Here is a 19,402-nt window from a genome sequence, read left to right as displayed (position 1 = left end):
CGACCTGCTCGCGGGCCGCCGCACCGTGCCGCCCGGACCGGCCTGTCGCTCGGCCGACCCGGGCGGCGCGGTGCCGACCTCAGCGGGTTCGCGCGCAGGTCAGGTCGGCGGTGGGCAGCACCCCGTCGAGCAGGTACCTGTTGACCGCCCCCTCCACGCAGGCGTTGCCCTCCGCCCCGAACACCAGGTGCCGGTACGCGTCGTCGAGGGTGACCATCCGCGAGCCGGCCAGCGCCCGGTGCATGGCCAGCTGCCCCGGGTAGGGGGTGCGCGGATCCCCGCTGGCCCCGACGATCAGGGCGGGCACGGTGTTCCGGATCCGGGTCGGCGCCTCGGTCGGGGCGGTCGGCCAGTACGCGCAGGGCGTGATGTTGCGGGTCAGCGGCCCGAACAGCGGCTCGGTGGCCCGGTGCGCCTGGATGTCGCGGTAGTAGGTCTCGGGGTCGCGGGAGGCCGCCCGGTCCGCGCAGAGCAGGAAGGTGCCGTCGCCGGTCCCGGGCGCGGTGACCAGGGTCAGGTTGCGCAGCAGGCCCGGGCTCGGGGTGACCGTGCGGCCGTCGGCGGCGTCGGCGAGGACCCGCACGTCGGCGGCGATCCCCGCGTAGTCCTCGTCGGTGTCGAACCGGATCGGCAGGAACAGCAGCAGCGGCAGCAGTTGGCTGTCGACGGTGAACTCCCCCACCCGCAGCGGGCGCGCGGTGGCGGCCCGGTCGACCCGCGCGACGGTGCCGAGCACCGCGTCCCGGGTCGCGCCCAGGTGGTAGGTCGCGTCGCGGCCCGCGGCCCAGCCGGCCCAGTTGCGCAGGGCGGCCTCGGTCGCCGCGCCCATCGCCCGGGTCACGCCGGGCCCGTAGGCGTCGGGGTCCACGGCGCTGTCGAGCACGAACCGGTCGACCCGGCCCGGGAACAGCTGGGTGTACACGGCGCCCAGGTAACTGCCCCCCGACCAGCCCAGATAGGACACCTTGGGCTCGCCGAGGGCGGCGCGGACCCGGTCCATGTCCCGGGCGGTGTTGCGGGTGGAGGCGTGCGCGAGCAGGCCCTCGTTGCCCCGGACGCAGCCGGCGGCCAGGTCCCGGGCCCGGGCGGCGGTCGCCGCGAACGTCTGCCGGTTCGGGCCGGCGCCGCGCATGGAGTGCCCGGTGTCCCACTGACACTTCAGCGGGGTACTGCGTCCCACGAAGCGCGGGTCCATCCCGACCAGGTCGTACCGGGCGGCCAGGTCCGGCGCGACCTCCGCCAGCTCGACGACCAGGTCGAGTGCGGGGTCGCCGGGCCCGCCCGGGTTGGGCAGCAGGACACCGCGCCGGTGCGCCGGGTCGGCGGCGGGGATCCGGGACAGCGCGACGCTGATCGTCCGGCCGTACGGGCGGGAGTAGTCGAGGGGCACGGCCAGTTCGGCGCACCGGGCGCCGGCGGCTTCGAGGGCCGCGCCGGACTCGTCGTCGGGGCCGGTGACGCAGGTGTGCCAGGCGAGGGGGGCGCCGGTGGCCGGGCCTCCCGGTGGGCCGGCGGCGGCGGGGCTGACCGCCGGGCCGACGCCGACGAGCAGCGCCGTGCCCACGGCGGCGGCGATTCTGAGCGTGCGCATGGGTGTGTCCTCACAGGATTCGGGACCGACCGGGCACGTGCCCTCGGTCTGCTTCGACCCTAGGAATCCGGAGGGGTTCGGCACGATAGCGCCACCTGACGACGCCGGGGTAGACCTGGCTCTACCGGGGTCGCCACGGACCGGGGACAGGGGCGCACCACGCCATCGGGTCGCGGCGCCCCACCGTGACGTGACGCGGGGACCGGGCGCCCGGGTCGGGCCCGGCGGGCACCCTCAGGCGAGGTCGCGGAACGCCGTCGGGGCTGGGCCGATCCGGAGCCGGAGCGCGATCAGTTCGGCGGACTCCTCCGGGGTGAGTTTCGAGGTGTCCACTTCGAGGTCGTAGATCCCCGGGTCGTGCACGGCCTCCTGCCACAGCCGCACCGGGTCGGCCACCGTCCCGCCCTCCCGGTACCCGACGCCGCCTCAGGTGTCCCGGCGGCGCTGCCGGATCACCTCGATCGGGCAGCGCACGCCGACGAACAGCACGGGGAGCCCGGCGAGCCGGCGGGCGGCGTCGGGCAGGATGCCGCGCGGGACGGAGTAGTTGTCGTGGTGCAGGGTGTCGGCGACGACGTTGAGGCCGAGGCGGCTGTGGGCGGCGATCGACTCGTACAGGGCGGCGTAGAGGGTCACGACCAGGGGTTCGAGGTCGGGGGCCTCACCGCCGGGGCGTAACCCCATGCCGGGTTGGAGGTGTTTCGGGGTCATGGCCATGAACGAGTCGACGCCGAGGTTCATCCAGACGCCCGGGAGCCGGTCCTGCACGGCCGCCGCGATGCTGGACTTCCCGGAGCGCCCGGCCCCGTTCAGGATGACGATCTGCCCTGGTCGGCCTGGGTCGGTCATGCGCACAGTTCACCACGGTCGCGCCCGGGCCGCTGACCGGAACGGGCGTCAGAGCTCGTCCAGCACCCGCTCCAGCTGCTCCTCCGCGCGGAAGGTGTCGTCCCAGCCGCGCCCGACCACCACGTACTCGACCGTGCCCGTCTCCTCGGTGGTGTCGCTGTAGATGATCACGCCGTGGTCCGAGCCCCGGGTGAACAGCAGCCCCCGCTCGCTGAGGGCCTTGGTGAGGATGGCGCATCCGGGCGCGGGCACGGCGATCCGCGAGGCGAGGACGTGGTGGTCGAGGTAGTCCTGGCCGAGGAGCCGCCGGCCGATGGTGTCGATGCCGGTCGTGCCGCCGACCCGCCCGTTGAACTCGTTGAACAGCAGCTCGCCGGACGTGTTCACGATCGCGTCGATGTTCATCGGCCCGTGGTAGCCGAGCTGCTGGGCGGCGATGGCGACCTGCTGCATGTACGCGCCGAGGTGCGCGTGCAGCCGGGGCGTGAGGTTCTGGGGCGGGTAGATGCTGCCCTTCCACGTCTCGGCCATCCGCAGGTCGCTGTAGCTCATCAGCGTCGGCGCGCCGGTCAGCGGCACGGACATGTCGGCGGACAGTTCGCGGACCGACTCGTGGTAGACCTCGACGATGTGCCGCGCGGGGCTGGCGCCGGACGGCAGGTCGGGCACGTCCGTCAGGCCGTAGGGCCGAAGCGCCCTCGCGACCGTCGCGGGGTCCGTCGCGGTCAGGTGGAGCACGTAATGCGCGCCGGCCTCCTTGCCGCCCTCGACCGTGGTCAGCAGGATGTTGCCGTCCCCGCCGGCGTTCACGTCCTGCTTGACGATGACGGCCCCGGTGCGGGCGAGCAGGTCGGACACGGCGTCGACGAGCTCGGCGCCACGGTCGACGACCCGCCCCTCCGGGACGGGGATGCCGCAGGCCGCCGCCATCGCCCGGAACACGGACTTGGAGTTGACGAGTTCGGCGGTGCCCTGCGCGAACCGGACGGACTCCGCCGCGCCGATGCCGAGCAGGCGCTCCCAGCCGGCGATGTCCCGGTCGTGGATGTAGCACTCCAGGCGCCACGGGTCCGTGGTGCCGCTCGCGGCCATGAGGGCGCGCAGGGCGTCGGCGAGCTGGGGGCGCCCGCCGGAGTACCACCCGTCGCCGGGGTAGTCGCGCAGGGAGAGCACGGTGGGGGGCGACGCGAGGCCGAGCAGCTCGGCGACGTACGCGAGCCACGTCTCGCTGACCCCGCCCGGGAGGATCGCGATGTCGCCCTCCTCCATCGACCACAGCATCCGGTGGGCGAGGAAGCGGTAGGAGTCCTTCGCGTCGTCGGGGACGTCGTCCGGCCGGGCCGCCATCACGCGGCTGGTCGAATTGGCGAACATCAGTTTCGGCACGGTCGTCCCCTCGGTTCGGCGTGGGGTCCACGGTTCCGCGACGGCCGGGAATTGTCTTCTCCCAAACTGCTCTCCTGACACACGCCGGGCCAGGTTCTCCTCACGCGCTGTGATGGCAATTTAGAAGAAGCACCGGCCCGCCGCTCCCACCAAGATGACGACTCACAGGACGCTTGCCGTCAGGTCATCGCAGAAAGTGGTGAAGGCCGTGAAACTCGAATCCGCCATGTCCACGGTCATGGATGTCAGATCCGCGTACATCCGGACCCGATGGGCGTTCGTCGACGGGGCGGGCATGGTTCCGCTGCTGAGTTCGCTCGGCGCGACGGACGAGGATTTCGAGCGGCTGAAACTCGTGAGCGACCAGCTGGAGTCGGACCCGACGCTGCCGTTCCGCCGGAGCAGGAACGGGCGGTTCTGCCTGGACCCGAAGACCCGGCGCGGCTACCGGCTGGAACCGCAGCCCTTCGTGCTCTCCCGCGAGGAGGACTTCGTCCGGCACGACTCGGAGACGCTGCGCAGATTCGTCGAGGTACAGGACGACCTGCAGCACAACACCGCGCTCCAGGCGCTGCTCGTCTTCCAGTTCCTCGTCGTCAACGACGTCGACATCGCCCGGCGGCCCCGGCTGGACTACGACCGGGCCGAGTGGATCTGCACCCTGTTCAACCTCAGGACCGTCACGACCCCGGGCCTGCTGGGCGAACCGGCGCTGGAGGGCGTGCACTCCGACGGGGTGGACCACACGATGACCACGTTCCTCGGTTCGCGGAACATGACCGGCGACAGCGCGGCGACGTTCCTGCACGACATGGCGGAGGTCAACGGCAACCGGTGGAACGAGGCGGATCCGGCGCTGGTCAGGGGCAGGGTGCAGCACCGCGACTTCCTGGACACCCTGCTGCTGGTCGATCACGAGTACAAGCACAGTGTGTCGCCGGTGCACCAGATCGACGACGCGGAGCCGGCGCTGCGGGACATGCTCATCTTCTTCACCCGGAAGCCCGCCGAGCAGGGGCACGTGTCGTTCCGGTACGACTCGGTCGCCCCGCACCGGACGCTGCCCCTGTCGTTCGACATCCCCGCGGCCGTTCCCGCGATCGCCCTCGTGAACTGAGCGGAGTACACCATGACGCACCAGGTCCAGACCATCGAGCGCGTGTGGTACGACGGCAGCTGTCACTGCGGCGGCGTGACCTTCTCCGCGGCGGCCAGCCGGAACCTGACCATCACACTGTGCAATTGCGGGATCTGTCACCGGCACGGTCATCAGGAGCTGATGGTCCCGGAGGAGCAGTTCACCCTGAAGCAGGGCCAGCAGTACCTCAAGCCGTACCGGTTCGGGAACTGTATCGCCGACCACACCTTCTGTTCGGTCTGCGGGGTCATGCCGTTCTACCGTCCCCGGTCGCATCCCACCGGCTATTTCAGTGTCAACGCCCGATGTCTGGACCTGGCCGCCGCGGAACACATCGAGTTCGTGGAGTTCGACGGCCAGAACTGGGACGCGAGCATCGCCGCCGGCAAACACGTGCTGACGGAGTAGGGGAGCTCGCGGATGTCGAGGGATGCCCTCACGGTCGACGCGGTGCGCGAGCGCGGCGGGCTCAAGTGGGAGCTGGCCGGCCCGGGGCGGCTGGCGGCGTGTGTCGCCGAGATGGACTTCGGGACCGCGCCCGGCGTGACGGAGGCGTTGCTCGACGGGGTGCGCCGCAACCAGCTCGGGTACCTGACGGCGCGGCTGACGGCCCGACTGGCCGAGGCGTGCGCCGGCTGGCAGCGCGACAGGTACGGCTGGGACGTGTCGCCCGCGGACGTGCACCCGTTGCCGGACGTGATCCGCGCCCTGCACGTGGCCGTCGACCGCTTCTCCCGGCCCGGCTCGGCCGTGATCGTGCCGGTGCCCGCGTACCCGCCGTTCCTGGCCGTCCCCCGGCTGCTCGGTCGGCGGGTCATCGAGCTCGGGATGGTCGAGTCCGGCGGCCGCTACGGCTACGACCTGGACGCGCTGGACCGTGCCTTCGCGGCCGGCGGCGGGCTGCTCGTGCTGTGCAACCCCAACAACCCGCTCGGCGCGGTCATGGAGCGCGCCGAACTGCTGGCCGTCGCGGAGGTCGTGGCACGGCACGGCGGCCGGGTGTTCAGCGACGAGGTGCACGCTCCCCTCGTCTATCCGGGGCACCGGCACGTCCCGTACGTGACCACCTGCGAGGCGGCGGCGGGGCACGCGGTGACGGCCACCTCGACGTCGAAGGCGTGGAACCTGGCGGGGTTGAAGTGCGCGCAGTTGCTGACCAGCAACGACGCCGACCGGAGGCGGTGGGACGAACTCGGGCGGCTGCACACCGACGGCACCGCCACCCTGGGCGTGCTGGCCGCCACGGCCGCGTACCTGACCGGCGGGCCGTGGCTCGACACGGTGCTCGCCCGGCTCGACCACAACCGGCACCTGCTGGCCGACCTGCTCGGCGCGCACCTGCCGGGGGCCGGCTACACCCCGCCCGAGGGCACGTACCTGGGCTGGCTCGACCTGCGCGGCTACCCGCCGGACCTCGCCGGACGCGCGGCGGTGACCGTGATGGACGGCGCCGAGTTCGGCCCGCCCGGCGCGGGTTTCGTCCGGCTCAACTTCGCCACCACCCCCGCGATCCTCACCGGGATCGTGCGCCGGCTGGCTCGGGCCGCCGACGCGGTGGAACCCGCCCGGTCGACGACAACTCGGAGGTCAGTCCGTTGAGGATCAGGGAACCATGGTCGGGCGGTCCCCCGGCGGCGCGGAACGCGGACCCGTCGTGACCGTGGACGCGCGGGAGCGCGAACGGCCGGCCGACGACCTGCTGCGTACCCATCGAGGGTTCCAGTTGTTGTTCGCCTCGGAGGCGGTCAGCCGCACCGGCGGCCAGGTCACCCTCGTCGCGCTGCCGCTGATCGCGGTGCTCGTGCTGCGCGCCGACGCCCGGCAGGTGGGGCTCCTGGTGATGGCGAGCACGCTGGCCTTCCTGGTCGTCGCGCTGCCGGCCGGGATCTGGCTGGACCGGCTGCGGCAACGGCCGGTGATGGTGGCCGCCGACCTGGTCCGCGCGGTGGCGCTCCTGTCGGTGCCGGTGACGCTGGTGTTCGGGGCGCTCACCCTGGAACAGCTGTACGTGGTCGCCCTGGTCACCGGGGTCGGCAACGTCTTCTTCGACGTGGCACAGCAGAGCTACGTGTCGTACCTGGTGGGGAAGGACCGCCTGCTCGCCGGCTTCAGCAAACTGGAGGTGGCGGGGAACGGCAGCCTGCTCGTCGGGTCGCCGGCGGCCGGGGTGCTGGTCCAGTGGCTGACCGCCTCGGGCGCGGTGGCGTTCAACGCGGCCTGCCACCTGGTCTCCGCCGCGCTGCTCGGCCGGATCCGGCCCCGGGAACCGGAGGTCCGCCGGGTCGGCGCGCGGCCGAAGCTGCACCGGGAGCTGACCACCGGCCTGCGGTACGTCGCCGGCCAGCCGATTCTCCGCCGGGTCGCGCTGCACGGCATGATCGCGCTGCTGTTCGAGTACGCGCTGCTCACCGCCCAGCCGTTGCTGCTCGTGAACACCCTCGGCCTGGGGGCCGCCGCGTACGGCGTGGTGACCGGGGCCATCGCGCTCGGCGGGGTGATCGGCAGCGTGTTCGCCAACCGGGTCGTGTCGCGGTTCGGGTTGGCGCGCACGCTGTGGCTGCCGTTCGCGGTGACGTTCCCGCTGCTGCTGCTCATGCCGCTGGTGGGCGCGGGCTGGCTGGTGGTGCTCTACCCGATCGGGTACGCCGCGTACATCGGCGGCAGCGCCATCCAGAACGTCGCCCAGATCACGTACCGCCAGGCAATCTGCCCGCCCGAGCTGCACGGGCGGATGAACTCGGCCATGCGGTTCGTGATGTGGGGCATGATGCCGGTCGGCGGGCTGCTCGGCGGCTTCCTGGTCGAGGTCGTCGGGGAACGCAACGCCCTGTGGGTGTGCGCCGTGGGGATGCTGGCCAGTGCCCTGCCGATGATCGGGGGGTCGGTCTTCCGACTGCCCCGGGACGGGGGCATCGGGCAGGGGTGAGGGGGCTCCCCGCGCGTGCCCCCGGTCGGGTGCTCAGTAGCTCAGGCCGGGCAGGGTCACCAGGGTGAGCAGGGAGGCCTCGGTCAGCGCGGGCTGGGCCTGTTCCCCCTCGGCCACGGGCACGGTCCGCCAGGCGGCGGCCTCGACGTACCCGCCGTCGGCGCGCTTCGCCCAGGCCCGGATCTCCACAGTCGACTGCCCGGAGTTCGGCTTGGTGCTGAGGGTCCGCTGCGTGGCCACCTTCGTGCCGTCCCCCAGCGTGCTCTCGTGGCAGTACGTCTCCCCGAGCTTCGACAGCGACGCGCAGGTGCCGTCCCGCCCGGACTTCGAGATCATGATGATGTACGCACCCTGGAGCGGGCTCCCCCCGCCGGGGATGTTGCCCTGCGCGGTGTAGCCCGGCGGCGGGTTGTTGTCCGAGGTGCCGGAGAACTCCCGGGTCAGCAGCGGGTCGTCCTTGGAGTTCAGACTGGTGGGGCACAGCACGACCCCGGCCGGTACGAAACTGGCCCGCCCGCTGTGCAGGACCGCGGTGAGCGCCGCCGAGTGCGCGCCCGGGGATGGTGGCTCTTGCTGCACACCGGGCGATATCGGGGTGGGGAACAGGCTCGCCGGCACCACCGCCATCGCACAAGGATCCACCGGCACCGAGGGGCTCGGTGCCGGGGTGCCGGTGCCGGGCGCGCCGGCCAGGCTGGGCGCGCCGCCCGGGCCGCCGACCGTGCCGAGCAGCAGCGTTGTGGCCGCGACCGCCCCGAGGGCGACCCCGCCGACCGCGCTCCCCCGGGTCACGAGGGTGCGCTTGCGGGCCCGGCGGATCAGTGCCGCCGCGTCCAGTCCGCGCGGGGGTTCCGAGCCGAGCGCGGTGCTCAGCGCGTACCGGGCGGTCTCTTCGCCGTCGTCCATCATCGGTGTCCCTCCAGCATGCCGTGCTCCTCGGTGACCAGCTGACGCAGCACGGCCAGCCCCTTCGCTGACTGGCTCTTCACGGTGCTCTCGCTACAGCCGAGGACCTCGGCGACCTCCGCGACCGGCAGGTCCTCCCAGTAGCGGAGCACCACGACGGCGCGTTGCCGGCTGGGCAGCGCGGCGATGGCCCGGCGCATGTCGAGCGCCGCGTCGGTGCCGTGCTCGGGCCCGGCGATGTCCGGGATCTCGGTGACGGTGCGTTCGCGTCGCCAGAACCGCCGGGACGCGTCGATGACCGTGCGGGCCAGTACCTTCCTCGCGTACGCCTCCGGCGAGCCCTCGCCGATCCGGGGCCAGGCGCGGTACACCTTGATCAAGGCCGTCTGCACCAGGTCCTCGGCACGGTGCCAGTCGCCGCAGAGCAGGAACGCCGTCTGCTGCAACCGGTGGCCGCGCGCGCCGACGAACTCGGCGAACTCCGCGTCGTGCTTCCTCAAGCTGTCACCTCCCTGTCGGGGAGGGAGACGAGGTGGCACCCTGCCGGGGACGCCTGGGTTCGGCGGGAACTTTGCGTCACGGCCTGGGCACGTGGGGTCAGCGTGCTGGTGACAGGTGCTCGGCACGCGTGGCGGTCACGAAGGCCGACCAGTCGGCGGTCGGGAACGCCAGCACCGGACCAGCCTGGTCCTTGCTGTCACGAACACCAACCACTCCGACGGGTACGAAGTCGAAGGTGCACTCCACACAGTTGCCCTCGTTGCCCCCGCTACGACGCGCCTTGACAAACCGTGCCCCATCGAAGTCCATCGCACGTCCTCTCACTCTCAACGGCCGGAGGCCAGCCGCGACACGAGTTTAACCGTGTCCTGAGGGTCGAGAGCCAGCTCGTTGAGTCGTCGGAACACGTCGATGTAGGTCTCCACATCGGCGGAATCGTCCAGGTAGAACGTCGTCATACGATGTTCCAGCGCGACGATGCCGGGATCGAGTTCGTCGCGAAACCGCAGCACCGTGAACGCACCTTCCAACGCTGGATGGTCAGCAGCGTCGAAGGGAAACACCCGCAGTGTGACGCTGGGCAGTTCCGCAAGGTCCAGCAATCTTCTGAGCTGCGACTTCAAGGTTTGCTCGCTGCCGATTGGGCGATGCAGCACTGATTCGTCCACGACCAGGTGGAAGGACGGGCCGTCGTCACTGGTGAGCAATGCCTGTCGGGCGATTCGTCGTGTGATCAACATGTTGATCCGCTCGGGCGACGCTGTCGGCTCGGCCGAGCGGATCAGTGCCCTGGTGTATTCGGGAAGTTGGAGAATCCCCGGAAACAGCATCGACTCGTAGCCGAGCACCGAGGCCGACTCCGCCTCGAAATGCACGTATGCGCTTAGGACGTCGCGCCGGCTGCCCCGGATCAACCCAAGCATCCACTCCCGCTTGTGGCCCGTGACCCGGTAGACGTCGAGGAGTCGTTCCGCGTCCCAGGGTGTGATGCCGGTCAGGCCGGTTTCGATACGGCTCATCTTCGAGTCCGACCAACCCACCCGACGGCCCACCGCCTTGATCGTCAAGTCCGACTCTTCTCGGAGCAGCCGCAGGTGCCGGGCGAGCCGGCTACGGAGCGGATACGGCGTGCTGCGCCCATCGCTGACCATGACCGCAATTGTCCGCCGTGGACGGACCTCCCCGGGAGTACCGAAACGCACATGCACTTTTGCACCCCCACCCGACAAGGTGCGGTGAACGGCTACGGGGACGCGGCGGCCAGGAGGGATTCGGCCGCGGCCGTGCGGGCGTAGAGGACCGAGCGGCCCGCGCGGTGGGCGCTGACCAGGCCGGCGCCGCGCAGGGCCGTCAGGTTCTGGGACACCCCGGCCGGGGAGAGCCCCGTGCGGCGGGCCAGTTCCGTGGTGGACGCCGGGGTGTCCAGCTCGGCGAGGAGCAGGGTGCGGGAGCGGCCGAGGACCACCGACAGGGCGGCGGTGCCCGTGACAGGACGGGTTTCCCACAGGGTGCCGAGGGCGCGCGCCGGGTACGCGAGCTGCGGCGCCTCCGGGAGCCGGACCCGGGTGTGCACGCCGGGGCCGGTGAACGCCGAGGGCACCAGCAGCAGCCCCGGGCCGGCGGACTTGCGGAACAGGGTGCGCTCGCCGCGTACCAGTCGAAGGGTCTGGTCGTCCCAGGTCAGGGACGGGTGCAGGTCGTCGAAGAGCCGGGCCGCGCCGTGCTCGGCGAGCTGGCGGGCCCGGTGGAAGATGTCGGCGTCGAGGAGCGCCCGGATCCGGGCCCAGTAGGGGGCGAGGGCCAGGTCCCAGTAGGTTTCGATCTCCTCGGCGACCCGGGTCAGGCGGGTCGGGTCCGCGTGCAGGTTGCGGAGCCGGGGGCCCCGGGTGCCCTGGTGGTGGCGGAGGTGGTCGAGGTCCTGGCGGATCCGGTCGGGCGGGACGGCCAGGATCGCGGTCAGCTCCTCGCGCAGGGTGGGGGTCGGGCCGGCCGGCGCGGGGTTGAGGAAGTCGGGGCGGTAGCCGCCGGTCCGCGGGACCAGCTCGGCGAGCCAGGCGTGGTCGAGACCGGCGGCGGCGACGCGGGGGCGGACCTGGGCCGCCCAGCGGTGGTGCACGGGGTGCGGGGTGTCGGCGAGCAGGAGGCGGTAACTGGAGACGACCTCCCACATCGGGGACACGGCGAACCGCATCTGCGCCAGATCGGTGGCCGAGAAGGCGACCTCCGCCACCGGTACCCCCCTTGTCGGTTTCAGCTCTCTCCCGGGCGGCGGGCGCGCGCACCGGCTGGTCCGGCCCGACGCGTGCGGCCCGGTCGAGAACATTGTCGGCCTGTTCGTCAGGACGCGACTACAGCCAGCCCCGGCGGGTCGCCTTCACCCCCGCCTGGAACCGGCTGGCCGCGTCGAGGCGCTCCATCAGGTCGGCCATCATCCGGCGGATCGTGCGCAGGGACAGGCCGAGCCTGCGGGCGGCGGCCTCGTCGGTGTGCCCTTCGGCGATGATCTCCAGGAGGGCGCGTTCGTTCGGCGTGCAGCCGTTCTCGTCGGCGACCGGGGGCTGCCCGAACGGGGTCCCCGAGGCCCACGACTGCTCGAACAGGGCGCAGGTCGCCGCCAGGACGCCGGGCGTGGTGACCTCGATCGCGCCGGCCCGGGAGTCCTCCGGGTCCAGCGGCAGAATGGCCGTCTGGCGGTCGAAGACGACCAGGGGCATCGCCACGACGGCGACGGTGCGCATCTGTCCGCCGAGGCTGGTGAGCCAGCGGGCGTGCGCGAGGGTGTCGGCGTCGTTGCGGAAGCTGTCCCGGCACACGGCACGGATCGCGACGCCCCGCTTCAGGGCCTGTTCGTTGAGCGGCCCGCTGGCCTGGCGCGCGTCGGGCCGGTGCGCCCCGCCCGGATTGAGCGAGACGATCTCGGTGCACACCGTGGCCGCCAGCTCCTCCAGCCGACCCCGGACGGCGTCGAGGCCCTCCAGCCGGGTGGAGCCCTCGTGGGTGCGCCCGGTCTCGTGTTCGGCGGTGATCGCGGCGATGGCCGCCCGGGTCGCCTCGATCTGGCGGGCGCGGCCGGCGACCTCGGCCTCGGCGGTGGCGAGGAGGGCGGCGAGGCCCACCGCCGGACTGACCGCGCGGAGACCGCCGGCGCCCTGGGCCGCCGGGCGCACCAGCGCGAGGTCGGCGAGTTCGTCCAGCGCGGCACGAACCTGGCTCTCCGTGAGGCCGATATTCACGGATAGATCGGATATGCCCCAGTCAGAATGGGACAGCATGGCCCGGTAAACCTTTTCTTTCTGGCCCGTCAGGCCCAGCATCTCCAGCATTTTCGCCCCCGCGACTATTACCGAAATTGGCACCTAGTCTGGGCAACCGAATCGCCAGGAGCAAGGGCTAACCGGCCAAATCATTTCCTGGCACCAAACTGCCACGCACGTTGGTGCCAGGCCGCAGGTAGTGACCAGGGCCGGGGCGGCTGGCAGAGTTCACCACATCGGAAGAACGCACCACATCGGAGCGAAACTTCCAAAAGCCAATCAATACGTACACGGGTGGAGTCTGTCATGTCTCGGATCGTCGCGCTCTTCGTCGTCCTCGCCTTCTCCGGTGCCCTCGGCGCCGGCATCAGCACCACCGCACAGGCCGCGACGCCGGTGCCGACGACCACCTCCAGCCCGGCCCCGACGGTCTCCACCGACAGTGACGGCGCCTCGTGGGGCTAGTCCCGGACAGGAAACCGCCATGCACCTGATCACCCTCACCCTGCTCGACTCCGAAGTCAGGGGAGTCGATCCGGAACGGATCACGGAGATCCTCCGGGCCAGCGCCGAACCCGCCGACCGGATAGAGCACCTGCGGACCCTCGGCGGCCCGGACCGGTACGAACTCGCCGTGTTCCTACTCGCCGACACCGCATCGCAGGCCCGGACCACGGCCCGACAGTTCTGCGAACGGGCCATCGCCACCGACCCGGCCCTCAGAAACCACCGCCTAGCCCCCTGAAGGAGCCCACACCGTGAGGACCCTCGCCCTCCTGGCCGGCGCCGCAGTCGTGTTCACCCTGACCGGCTGCGGCACCTCGGACCAGCCCCGGACCGCCCAGCCGCACACCACCACCCCAGCGGCCTCCGCCGCCGCCTCCCCCACCGGCACGGTCACACCCCCCACGGCCGGCGCGACCACCAGGCCGACCACCGCCCCGCCGGGCGCGCCGACCACCGGCTGTCCGGCCACGGCGGAGACGCTGCTGGCGGCGTTGCGCGCCCCCGGCAGTGACGTCGACACCCGGGCCGCGCACCCCGCCGCCCTGCACCAGGTCTCCTGCCACGAACGGTTCGCGGTCGCCTCGACCGTCCCCGACGGACAGCACCAGCCCTCCCGGATCGTCTTCGGCTACGACGCCGCCAGCACCACGTGGCGCCCCCTCAACCTCGGGTCCTCCGGCTTCTGCGCCGGCTACGTCCCCGACCACCTCGCGGCGAACCTCGCCGGCTGCACCTCCTGAATCCCTCTCCCCGAAGGACACCCCTTGAACACCACCCTGCTCCGCCGTGCCCTGAGCACGCTCGCCGTCACGGCCGTGGCCACCGGCTCCCTGATCGTCGGCTCCGCCCCCGCGCAGGCCGCGTTCACCTCCAGCATCGACGGGTACATCACCCGCGCCGAGGTCATCGAACGCGCCCAGTACTGGGTCGACCACCAACCCGGCCCCTACAGCCAGTCGGAGTTCTCCCCCGGCCCGACCGGCGACCGCAACTACCGCCGCGACTGCTCCGGATACGTCGACATGGCCTGGCACACCGGCTCACACCACTGGACCGGCAACCTGTCCGCCATCTCCTACGAGATCCCCCGCGCCGACCTCAAGCCCGGCGACATCCTCAACGACGCCGCCAACCACGTCTTCATATTCAACGCCTGGGAAGCCGACCACACCTACTTCTCCTACTACAGCTTCGGCTCCAGCCCCGTGCAGAAGGTCAACCACGTCTCCATCAACGCCGGCCAGCTCGACGGGCACCCCAACGGCAACTACGTGGCCCGCCGGTACGACAAGATCGTCGACGGGGGCGAGACCTCCTCGGAGTCCTCGCCGTCGGTCATCACCGCCACGGACGGCAACACCCAGGCGTTCGCCCGGGGCTCCGACGGCAACCTGCGGTACCTGTGGATGAACAAGAACACCGGCGTGTGGAGCGGCACCGTCAACCTCGCCGCCAACCTCGCCGGCGCCCCGTCCGCCGTCGTCGGCACGGACGGCAACAGCCTGGTGCTGTCCCGGCGCACCGACAACTCGCTGCGGCTCAACTGGCAGGACAAGAACACCGGGGTGTGGAGCGGGGACCTGACGATCGCGACCGGGGTCGGCGGTGACGCCCGGCTGGCCGTGGCCTCCGACGGCAACCTCCAGGCGTTCTTCCGGGGCACCGACAACGCGCTGCGCTACCTGTGGATGAACAAGACCAACGGTGTGTGGAGCAGCACGATCAGCCTCGCCACCTCGGTCACCGGCACCCCGAGGATCCACCGGGGCGCCGACGGCAACACCGTGGTGTTCACCCGGCGCACCGACGGCGCCGTGAAGCTCAACTGGCAGGACAAGACCAGCGGCGTGTGGAGCGCCGACCTCACGATCTCGGCCAACGCGGCCAGCGACCCGGCCATCGTCACCGCCTCGGACGGCAACACCCAGGTGTTCTTCCAGGGCACGGACGGCGCGCTGCGGTACCTGTGGATGAACAAGACCAACGGCGTGTGGAGCAGCACGATCAGCCTCGCCTCCACCACCGCCGGCACCCCGGCGGCGGCGGTCGGCGCCGACGGCAACACCGTGGTCCTCACCCGGCGCACCGACGGCGCGCTGAAGCTCAACTGGCAGAACAAGACCAACGCCGTGTGGAGCGGCGACGGGGCCATCGCCTCCTCGCTCGCCGGGGACCCCGTCCTGACCGTGGGCGGTGACGGGAACCTGAACGTGGTGTCCAAGCGCACCGACGGCACGCTGCGCCTCAACTGGATGAACAAGAACACCGGGGTGTGGAGCGGCGACCTGACGATCGCGACCAACATCGGCTGAACACCGGACGGCGGAGCCGGGCGTGTCCTTCGGGGCGCGCCCGGCTCCGTTGTCGTCCGGGCCGCCCGTCTACCCTGATGGATTCGGTCATGCCTGAATCAGTGGCGCACCGGGCGGGCGCGCGGTGACCATTCCGGCATGACCACAGACACGATCACAGCCGCCACTTCGGGTACCTGGACACTCGGCGACCTCCCCGTGCACCGGATCGGCTTCGGCACCATGCGCCTCACCCAGCACGGCGAAGCCCTCATCGAACACGCCGTCCCCAGCGACCGCGACCGGGCCGTCTCCGTGCTCCGCCGCGCCCTCGACCTCGGCGTCAACCACCTCGACACGGCCGCCTTCTACTTCTCCCCGCTCCGGTCCGCCAACGAACTCATCAACCGGGCGCTCGCCCCGTACCCCGCCGACCTCGTCGTCACCACCAAGGTCGGGCCCGGCCGGGACCCGTCCGGCGCGTGGCTGCCGCACGCCACCCCCGCACTGCTGCGCGGCCAGGTCGAGGAGAACCTGCGCCAGCTCGGGCGCGACCACCTCGACGTCGTCAACCTGCGGATCGTCGGCACCGACTCCATCGCCGACCGGTTCGGCGCCCTGGCCGACCTGCGCGCCGCCGGCCTCATCCGGCACCTCGGGCTGTCCAACGTCCGGCCCGCGCACCTCGCCGAGGCCCGGGCCATCGCCCCCGTCGTCTGCGTCCAGAACGCGTACGGCATCGGCTCGCCCCCCGAACAGGACGACCTCCTCCGGCTCTGCGGCGAACAGGGCATCGCGTACGTGCCCTTCTACGCCATCGCCGGCGCCGGACGGACCGCCGGGGCCAGCGGGTCCGACAGCCCCGAGGTGCTGGCCGTGGCCCGGACGCACGGGGCCAGCGCCGCGCAGGTGCGGATCGCGTGGACCCTCAGCCGGGGCGCGCACGTCCTGGCCATCCCCGGCACCGGCGACCCGGAGCACCTCGCGGAGAACGTCGCCGCCGGGGCGCTCCGGCTCACCGCCGACGACCTGGCCACCCTGGAGCGGGCCCACCAGCGGCTGGCCCGGTCCCGCGACTGGTGACCCGACCACGGCCATCGGCACCGGGCGGCACCGTCGGGCCGGCCCGGTCCTGCGGGCGGAGACGCCACGACGGCGTCCCCTGTGGCGGGGTCACGACCGGAGGAGGCGCACGCCGGTCGTGACCAGCCAGACGAGCCAGGCGACGAACCCCAGGAGCCCGACGAAGATCAGCGGCGAGCCGTCGGCGATCGCGAGGTTGCCCAGCCCGGCGGCGAGCAGCAGGCCCCCGCCCACCATGCCCAGCACGCGCTGCCAGGCCGGCGTCAGCCCGCTCGCGTGCGCGGCGAGGACCGAGCCGAGGCAGGTGGCGCCGAGCATCGGCAGCACCAGCGCGAACGCCGCCGCGTGCATCTGCCAGACGAGCCCGAACGCGGGCGACGGCTCGGCGAGCCCGTCGGCGGAGAGCACGAGCCCGATCTGCAGGACGTTGACGAGCACGAAGCCGGCCGACAGCGCCGCGCCGGCGACCAGGGCGAGGCGGGACCAGTCGGCGCCCGCTCCGCCGCGCCGCCCCACGAGGCCGTGCAGGCCCGTCACGAACACGAGCAGCACCGGCAGGTACAGCGCCACCAGGCCGGACACGATCGCTACCGCGTCGCGGTTGGCCGCGTAGTAGGCCAGCACGTCCTTGATCGGCGAGTTGTAGGCCGGCGCGCCCGTTGCCGCGAACAACACGTTCTCGGTCAGTACCAGCACCGCGAACGCGATCGCCGCGGCACCGACGAGCCGGCCCCGGGCGGACCAACCGGGGGCTGGCGTGGTGGTGGTGTCCTTCGGTGTACTCATCTCTTGCTCCTTGGTCGCGGTCGGAGGACCGGCGGGTGGTGTTCTTTTTCGAGAGGAGCGGTTCGCCCCCCCGAAGTGGCGGCCGGTCGGGTGCTGCCCCGGGGCCCCGGATCGTCAGGGGGTGACGACGACCTTCCCCCGGGTGTGGCCGGCCCCGATGTAACGGAGGGCTTCGGCCGCTTCGTCGAGGGGATAGGTGCGGTCGATCACGGGCGTGACCTGCCCGGTCGCGAGCAGGTCGGCCAGGGTGAGCAGGTCCTGGCGCTTCCCGGTCGACGTGAAGGGCCGCAGCCGCTGGCGGGTGAATCCGGACCGCACGCGCGCCGTGACGACCCGGGGGAGGGGGCCGAGCCAGCGACCGCCGCGTCCGCTGTTGGGGATGAGGATGCCGGTGGGCGTCAGCGCCCGGCGGACGGCCGCCAGCGGCTGGGCCTCCACGTTGTCGAGGATGACGTCGTAGCGCTTCCCGGCGCGGGTGAAGTCGGCCCTCGTGTAGTCGACGACGTGGTCGGCACCGAGGGAGCGGACCAGCTCGACGTTGCGGGTGCCGCACACACCCGTCACCTCGGCGCCGAAAGCCTTGGCGATCTGCACGGCGAAGGAGCCCACGCCGCCCGACGCGCCCGTGACCAGCACCGTCTGGCCCGGTTGGACGTCGGCGATCCGGCGCACCGCCTGCAACGCCGTCATGGCCGACGTGGGGACCGCCGCCACTTCCCCGAGCGACAGATTGGCGGGTACGGGCACGAGGTGGTCCGCCGGCACGCGGGCGTACTCCGCGAGCGCTCCCGTGGTGCTCCAGCCGAACACCTTCTCCCCGGGGCGGAGGGCGGTGACGTCCTTCCCGACCGCCGCCACCACCCCGGCCAGGTCCATGCCGGGGATGCCGTGGCGCGGCCGGCGGAGCCCGAACACGAGGCGCAGCACGTACGGCTCACCGGTCATGACGAAGTAGTCCCCGGGATGCACCGAGGCCGCGCCCACCCGGACGAGCACCTCGCCCCGACCGGGCACCGGCACCCCGACCTCGGCGGACGTGAGCACCGAGGGCGGGCCGTAGCGGTGCTGGACGGCGGCCCGCATCGTCGCCCCGTCCGGACCCGCGCCCGGCACCCGGCGCGCTCCGGCATTCGATCGCTGTTCGGTTCCCACAGAATTCTCCCCGTCTCCGAGCCGCGACTTCCACTCACTCGTACACTGTACGTCGTACGCTGTACTATGAACGTACGCTGTACGATCGTCAAGCCGTTCGAGGGAACCGGGAGACGCGTGTCAGCGAGGAAGCAACGCCAGGTCGCGTCGGACGCGGGGCTGAGCAAGGAGCGGGTGGTGGCCGAGGCGATCCGGCTCGCCGACCGCGAGGGGGTCACCGGGCTGAGCATGCGCCGGCTGGCGGGCGCGCTCGACGCGGGCGCGATGTCGCTCTACCACTACGTGGCGAACAAGGAAGAGCTGCTGGACGCCATGATCGACGTCGTGTTCGCAGAGATCGAACTCCCGCCCGAGGGGACCGACTGGCAGTCGGCGATGCGCCAGCGGACGGTCTCCGCCCGGCAGGTCCTCGCCCGGCACCCGTGGGCGATCGGCTTCATGGAGTCGCGGACCTCGCCGGGGCCGGCGCACCTCCGCCACCGCGAGGCGGTCACCGCCTGCCTGCGCAAGGCCGGCTTCACGGTCCTGATGGCGACGCACGCCAACTGGTTGCTCGACGTCTACCTCTACGGGTTCGCCCTCCAGGAGACCAGCCTGCCGTTCGACACCGCCGACGAGTTCGCGGACATGGCCGAGGACGTCTTCCTGCCCCAGCTTCCCCCCGACGAGTTCCCCTACCTCAACGAGTCCGCCGCGGTGCTCCTCGCCTCCGGGTACGACCCGGCGGAGGAGTTCCTGTTCGGCCTGGACCTCGTCCTCGCGGCCCTGGAACCCCTGAGAACGTCCACTTAGCGACGCTCAGAGGCCGTCGCACGGCACGCCTGCGCATACCCCGCTCAGGGCCGCCGCACAGCCCGCCTCTACGTGCTTCGTTCCGGGCCGTCGCACGGCACGGCTGCGCAAACCTCGCGCAGGGCCGTCGCACGGCACGCCTCCGCATGCTTCGTTCCGGCCGTCGCACGGCCCCGCTGGCAACGTCAGGTCCCCGCCCCGGGCGGCACACCCGCCGGGCGCGCCCACAGGCTCGGGAGC

At 72.0% G+C, this 19,402-nt stretch carries 20 protein-coding genes and 1 pseudogene; 10 read left to right on the top strand and 11 right to left on the bottom strand.

Annotation, left to right across the window (positions count from 1 at the left end; genetic code table 11):
• Positions 1-79 precede the first annotated feature (79 nt).
• The 3 genes and pseudogenes from AB0M43_RS24450 to AB0M43_RS24440 all read right to left on the bottom strand — a co-directional run bounded on the left by AB0M43_RS24450 (position 80) and on the right by AB0M43_RS24440 (position 3,826).
• Positions 80-1,591 carry an alpha/beta hydrolase gene (locus AB0M43_RS24450; RefSeq protein WP_363728091.1) on the bottom strand — a complete coding sequence of 504 codons (1,512 nt, stop codon included), beginning with the start codon at positions 1,589-1,591 and terminating at the stop codon, positions 80-82.
• 234 nt (positions 1,592-1,825) lie between these two features.
• A pseudogene (locus AB0M43_RS24445) lies at positions 1,826-2,440 on the bottom strand (chloramphenicol phosphotransferase).
• 48 nt (positions 2,441-2,488) lie between these two features.
• Positions 2,489-3,826 (bottom strand): peptide ligase PGM1-related protein, encoded by a 1,338-nt coding sequence (locus AB0M43_RS24440; protein WP_363728090.1) that lies wholly within the window; start codon positions 3,824-3,826, stop codon positions 2,489-2,491.
• Between the two features lie 208 nt (positions 3,827-4,034).
• Here AB0M43_RS24440 and AB0M43_RS24435 point away from each other — a divergent pair, with 208 nt between their 5' ends.
• The 4 genes from AB0M43_RS24435 to AB0M43_RS24420 are packed head-to-tail and all read left to right on the top strand — an operon-like array spanning position 4,035 to position 7,890.
• A complete protein-coding gene (locus tag AB0M43_RS24435) occupies positions 4,035-4,943 on the top strand; it encodes a 2OG-Fe dioxygenase family protein (RefSeq protein ID WP_363728089.1) in 909 nt (302 codons plus the stop codon).
• Between the two features lie 12 nt (positions 4,944-4,955).
• On the top strand, positions 4,956-5,372 hold the full coding sequence (locus AB0M43_RS24430; RefSeq protein WP_363728088.1) for a GFA family protein: 417 nt from the start codon (positions 4,956-4,958) through the stop codon (positions 5,370-5,372).
• A gap of 12 nt (positions 5,373-5,384) precedes the next feature.
• Complete coding sequence (locus AB0M43_RS24425) at positions 5,385-6,563, top strand: aminotransferase class I/II-fold pyridoxal phosphate-dependent enzyme (RefSeq protein WP_363728087.1); 1,179 nt, start codon at positions 5,385-5,387, stop codon at positions 6,561-6,563.
• Positions 6,564-6,576: 13 nt separating this feature from the next.
• Entirely contained in the window at positions 6,577-7,890 is a 1,314-nt protein-coding gene (locus AB0M43_RS24420) for an MFS transporter (RefSeq protein ID WP_363728086.1), read from the top strand.
• A 33-nt stretch (positions 7,891-7,923) separates the two neighbouring features.
• Here AB0M43_RS24420 and AB0M43_RS24415 read toward each other — a convergent pair whose 3' ends face one another.
• From AB0M43_RS24415 to AB0M43_RS24390, 6 genes are all read right to left on the bottom strand, one after another.
• Complete coding sequence (locus tag AB0M43_RS24415) at positions 7,924-8,796, bottom strand: hypothetical protein (RefSeq protein ID WP_363728085.1); 873 nt, start codon at positions 8,794-8,796, stop codon at positions 7,924-7,926.
• Positions 8,796-9,296 carry a SigE family RNA polymerase sigma factor gene (locus AB0M43_RS24410; RefSeq protein WP_363728084.1) on the bottom strand — a complete coding sequence of 167 codons (501 nt, stop codon included), beginning with the start codon at positions 9,294-9,296 and terminating at the stop codon, positions 8,796-8,798. Before AB0M43_RS24410 ends, AB0M43_RS24415 begins: the two co-directional genes overlap by 1 nt.
• A 97-nt stretch (positions 9,297-9,393) precedes the next feature.
• Positions 9,394-9,606 carry a DUF397 domain-containing protein gene (locus AB0M43_RS24405; protein ID WP_363728083.1) on the bottom strand — a complete coding sequence of 71 codons (213 nt, stop codon included), beginning with the start codon at positions 9,604-9,606 and terminating at the stop codon, positions 9,394-9,396.
• A 17-nt stretch (positions 9,607-9,623) separates the two neighbouring features.
• Entirely contained in the window at positions 9,624-10,448 is an 825-nt protein-coding gene (locus AB0M43_RS24400; RefSeq protein WP_363728082.1) for a helix-turn-helix transcriptional regulator, read from the bottom strand.
• Between the two features lie 92 nt (positions 10,449-10,540).
• Positions 10,541-11,527, bottom strand: a complete 987-nt coding sequence (locus AB0M43_RS24395) for a helix-turn-helix domain-containing protein (RefSeq protein ID WP_363728081.1) — start codon at positions 11,525-11,527, stop codon at positions 10,541-10,543.
• A 118-nt stretch (positions 11,528-11,645) separates the two neighbouring features.
• Complete coding sequence (locus tag AB0M43_RS24390) at positions 11,646-12,530, bottom strand: helix-turn-helix transcriptional regulator (RefSeq protein WP_363728080.1); 885 nt, start codon at positions 12,528-12,530, stop codon at positions 11,646-11,648.
• Between the two features lie 327 nt (positions 12,531-12,857).
• Here AB0M43_RS24390 and AB0M43_RS24385 point away from each other — a divergent pair, with 327 nt between their 5' ends.
• The 5 genes from AB0M43_RS24385 (at position 12,858) to AB0M43_RS24365 (ending at position 16,432) form a co-directional block, all read left to right on the top strand.
• Positions 12,858-13,016 carry a hypothetical protein gene (locus AB0M43_RS24385; RefSeq protein WP_363728079.1) on the top strand — a complete coding sequence of 53 codons (159 nt, stop codon included), beginning with the start codon at positions 12,858-12,860 and terminating at the stop codon, positions 13,014-13,016.
• Positions 13,017-13,035: 19 nt separating this feature from the next.
• Positions 13,036-13,296 (top strand): hypothetical protein, encoded by a 261-nt coding sequence (locus tag AB0M43_RS24380; RefSeq protein ID WP_363728078.1) that lies wholly within the window; start codon positions 13,036-13,038, stop codon positions 13,294-13,296.
• Between the two features lie 13 nt (positions 13,297-13,309).
• A complete protein-coding gene (locus tag AB0M43_RS24375) occupies positions 13,310-13,798 on the top strand; it encodes a hypothetical protein (RefSeq protein WP_363728077.1) in 489 nt (162 codons plus the stop codon).
• 24 nt (positions 13,799-13,822) lie between these two features.
• A complete protein-coding gene (locus AB0M43_RS24370; protein WP_363728076.1) occupies positions 13,823-15,370 on the top strand; it encodes a hypothetical protein in 1,548 nt (515 codons plus the stop codon).
• Positions 15,371-15,508: 138 nt separating this feature from the next.
• Positions 15,509-16,432, top strand: a complete 924-nt coding sequence (locus tag AB0M43_RS24365) for an aldo/keto reductase (RefSeq protein ID WP_363728075.1) — start codon at positions 15,509-15,511, stop codon at positions 16,430-16,432.
• 90 nt (positions 16,433-16,522) lie between these two features.
• Here the strand turns inward: AB0M43_RS24365 and AB0M43_RS24360 are convergent, their stop codons facing one another.
• Both AB0M43_RS24360 and AB0M43_RS24355 read right to left on the bottom strand, forming a co-directional pair.
• Positions 16,523-17,218, bottom strand: a complete 696-nt coding sequence (locus AB0M43_RS24360; RefSeq protein ID WP_363728074.1) for a hypothetical protein — start codon at positions 17,216-17,218, stop codon at positions 16,523-16,525.
• Between the two features lie 114 nt (positions 17,219-17,332).
• Positions 17,333-18,301: an NAD(P)-dependent alcohol dehydrogenase gene (locus AB0M43_RS24355; RefSeq protein WP_363728550.1), complete on the bottom strand. Its 969-nt coding sequence runs from the start codon at positions 18,299-18,301 to the stop codon at positions 17,333-17,335.
• Positions 18,302-18,487: 186 nt separating this feature from the next.
• Here AB0M43_RS24355 and AB0M43_RS24350 point away from each other — a divergent pair, with 186 nt between their 5' ends.
• On the top strand, positions 18,488-19,162 hold the full coding sequence (locus AB0M43_RS24350) for a TetR/AcrR family transcriptional regulator (RefSeq protein ID WP_363728073.1): 675 nt from the start codon (positions 18,488-18,490) through the stop codon (positions 19,160-19,162).
• Positions 19,163-19,402 lie beyond the last annotated feature (240 nt).

This window comes from Longispora sp. NPDC051575, assembly GCF_040681875.1.
Lineage (GTDB): Bacteria > Actinomycetota > Actinomycetes > Mycobacteriales > Micromonosporaceae > Longispora.
Note: the sequence above shows the minus strand (reverse complement) of the source record. Positions and strands in the feature narration are given on the sequence as shown.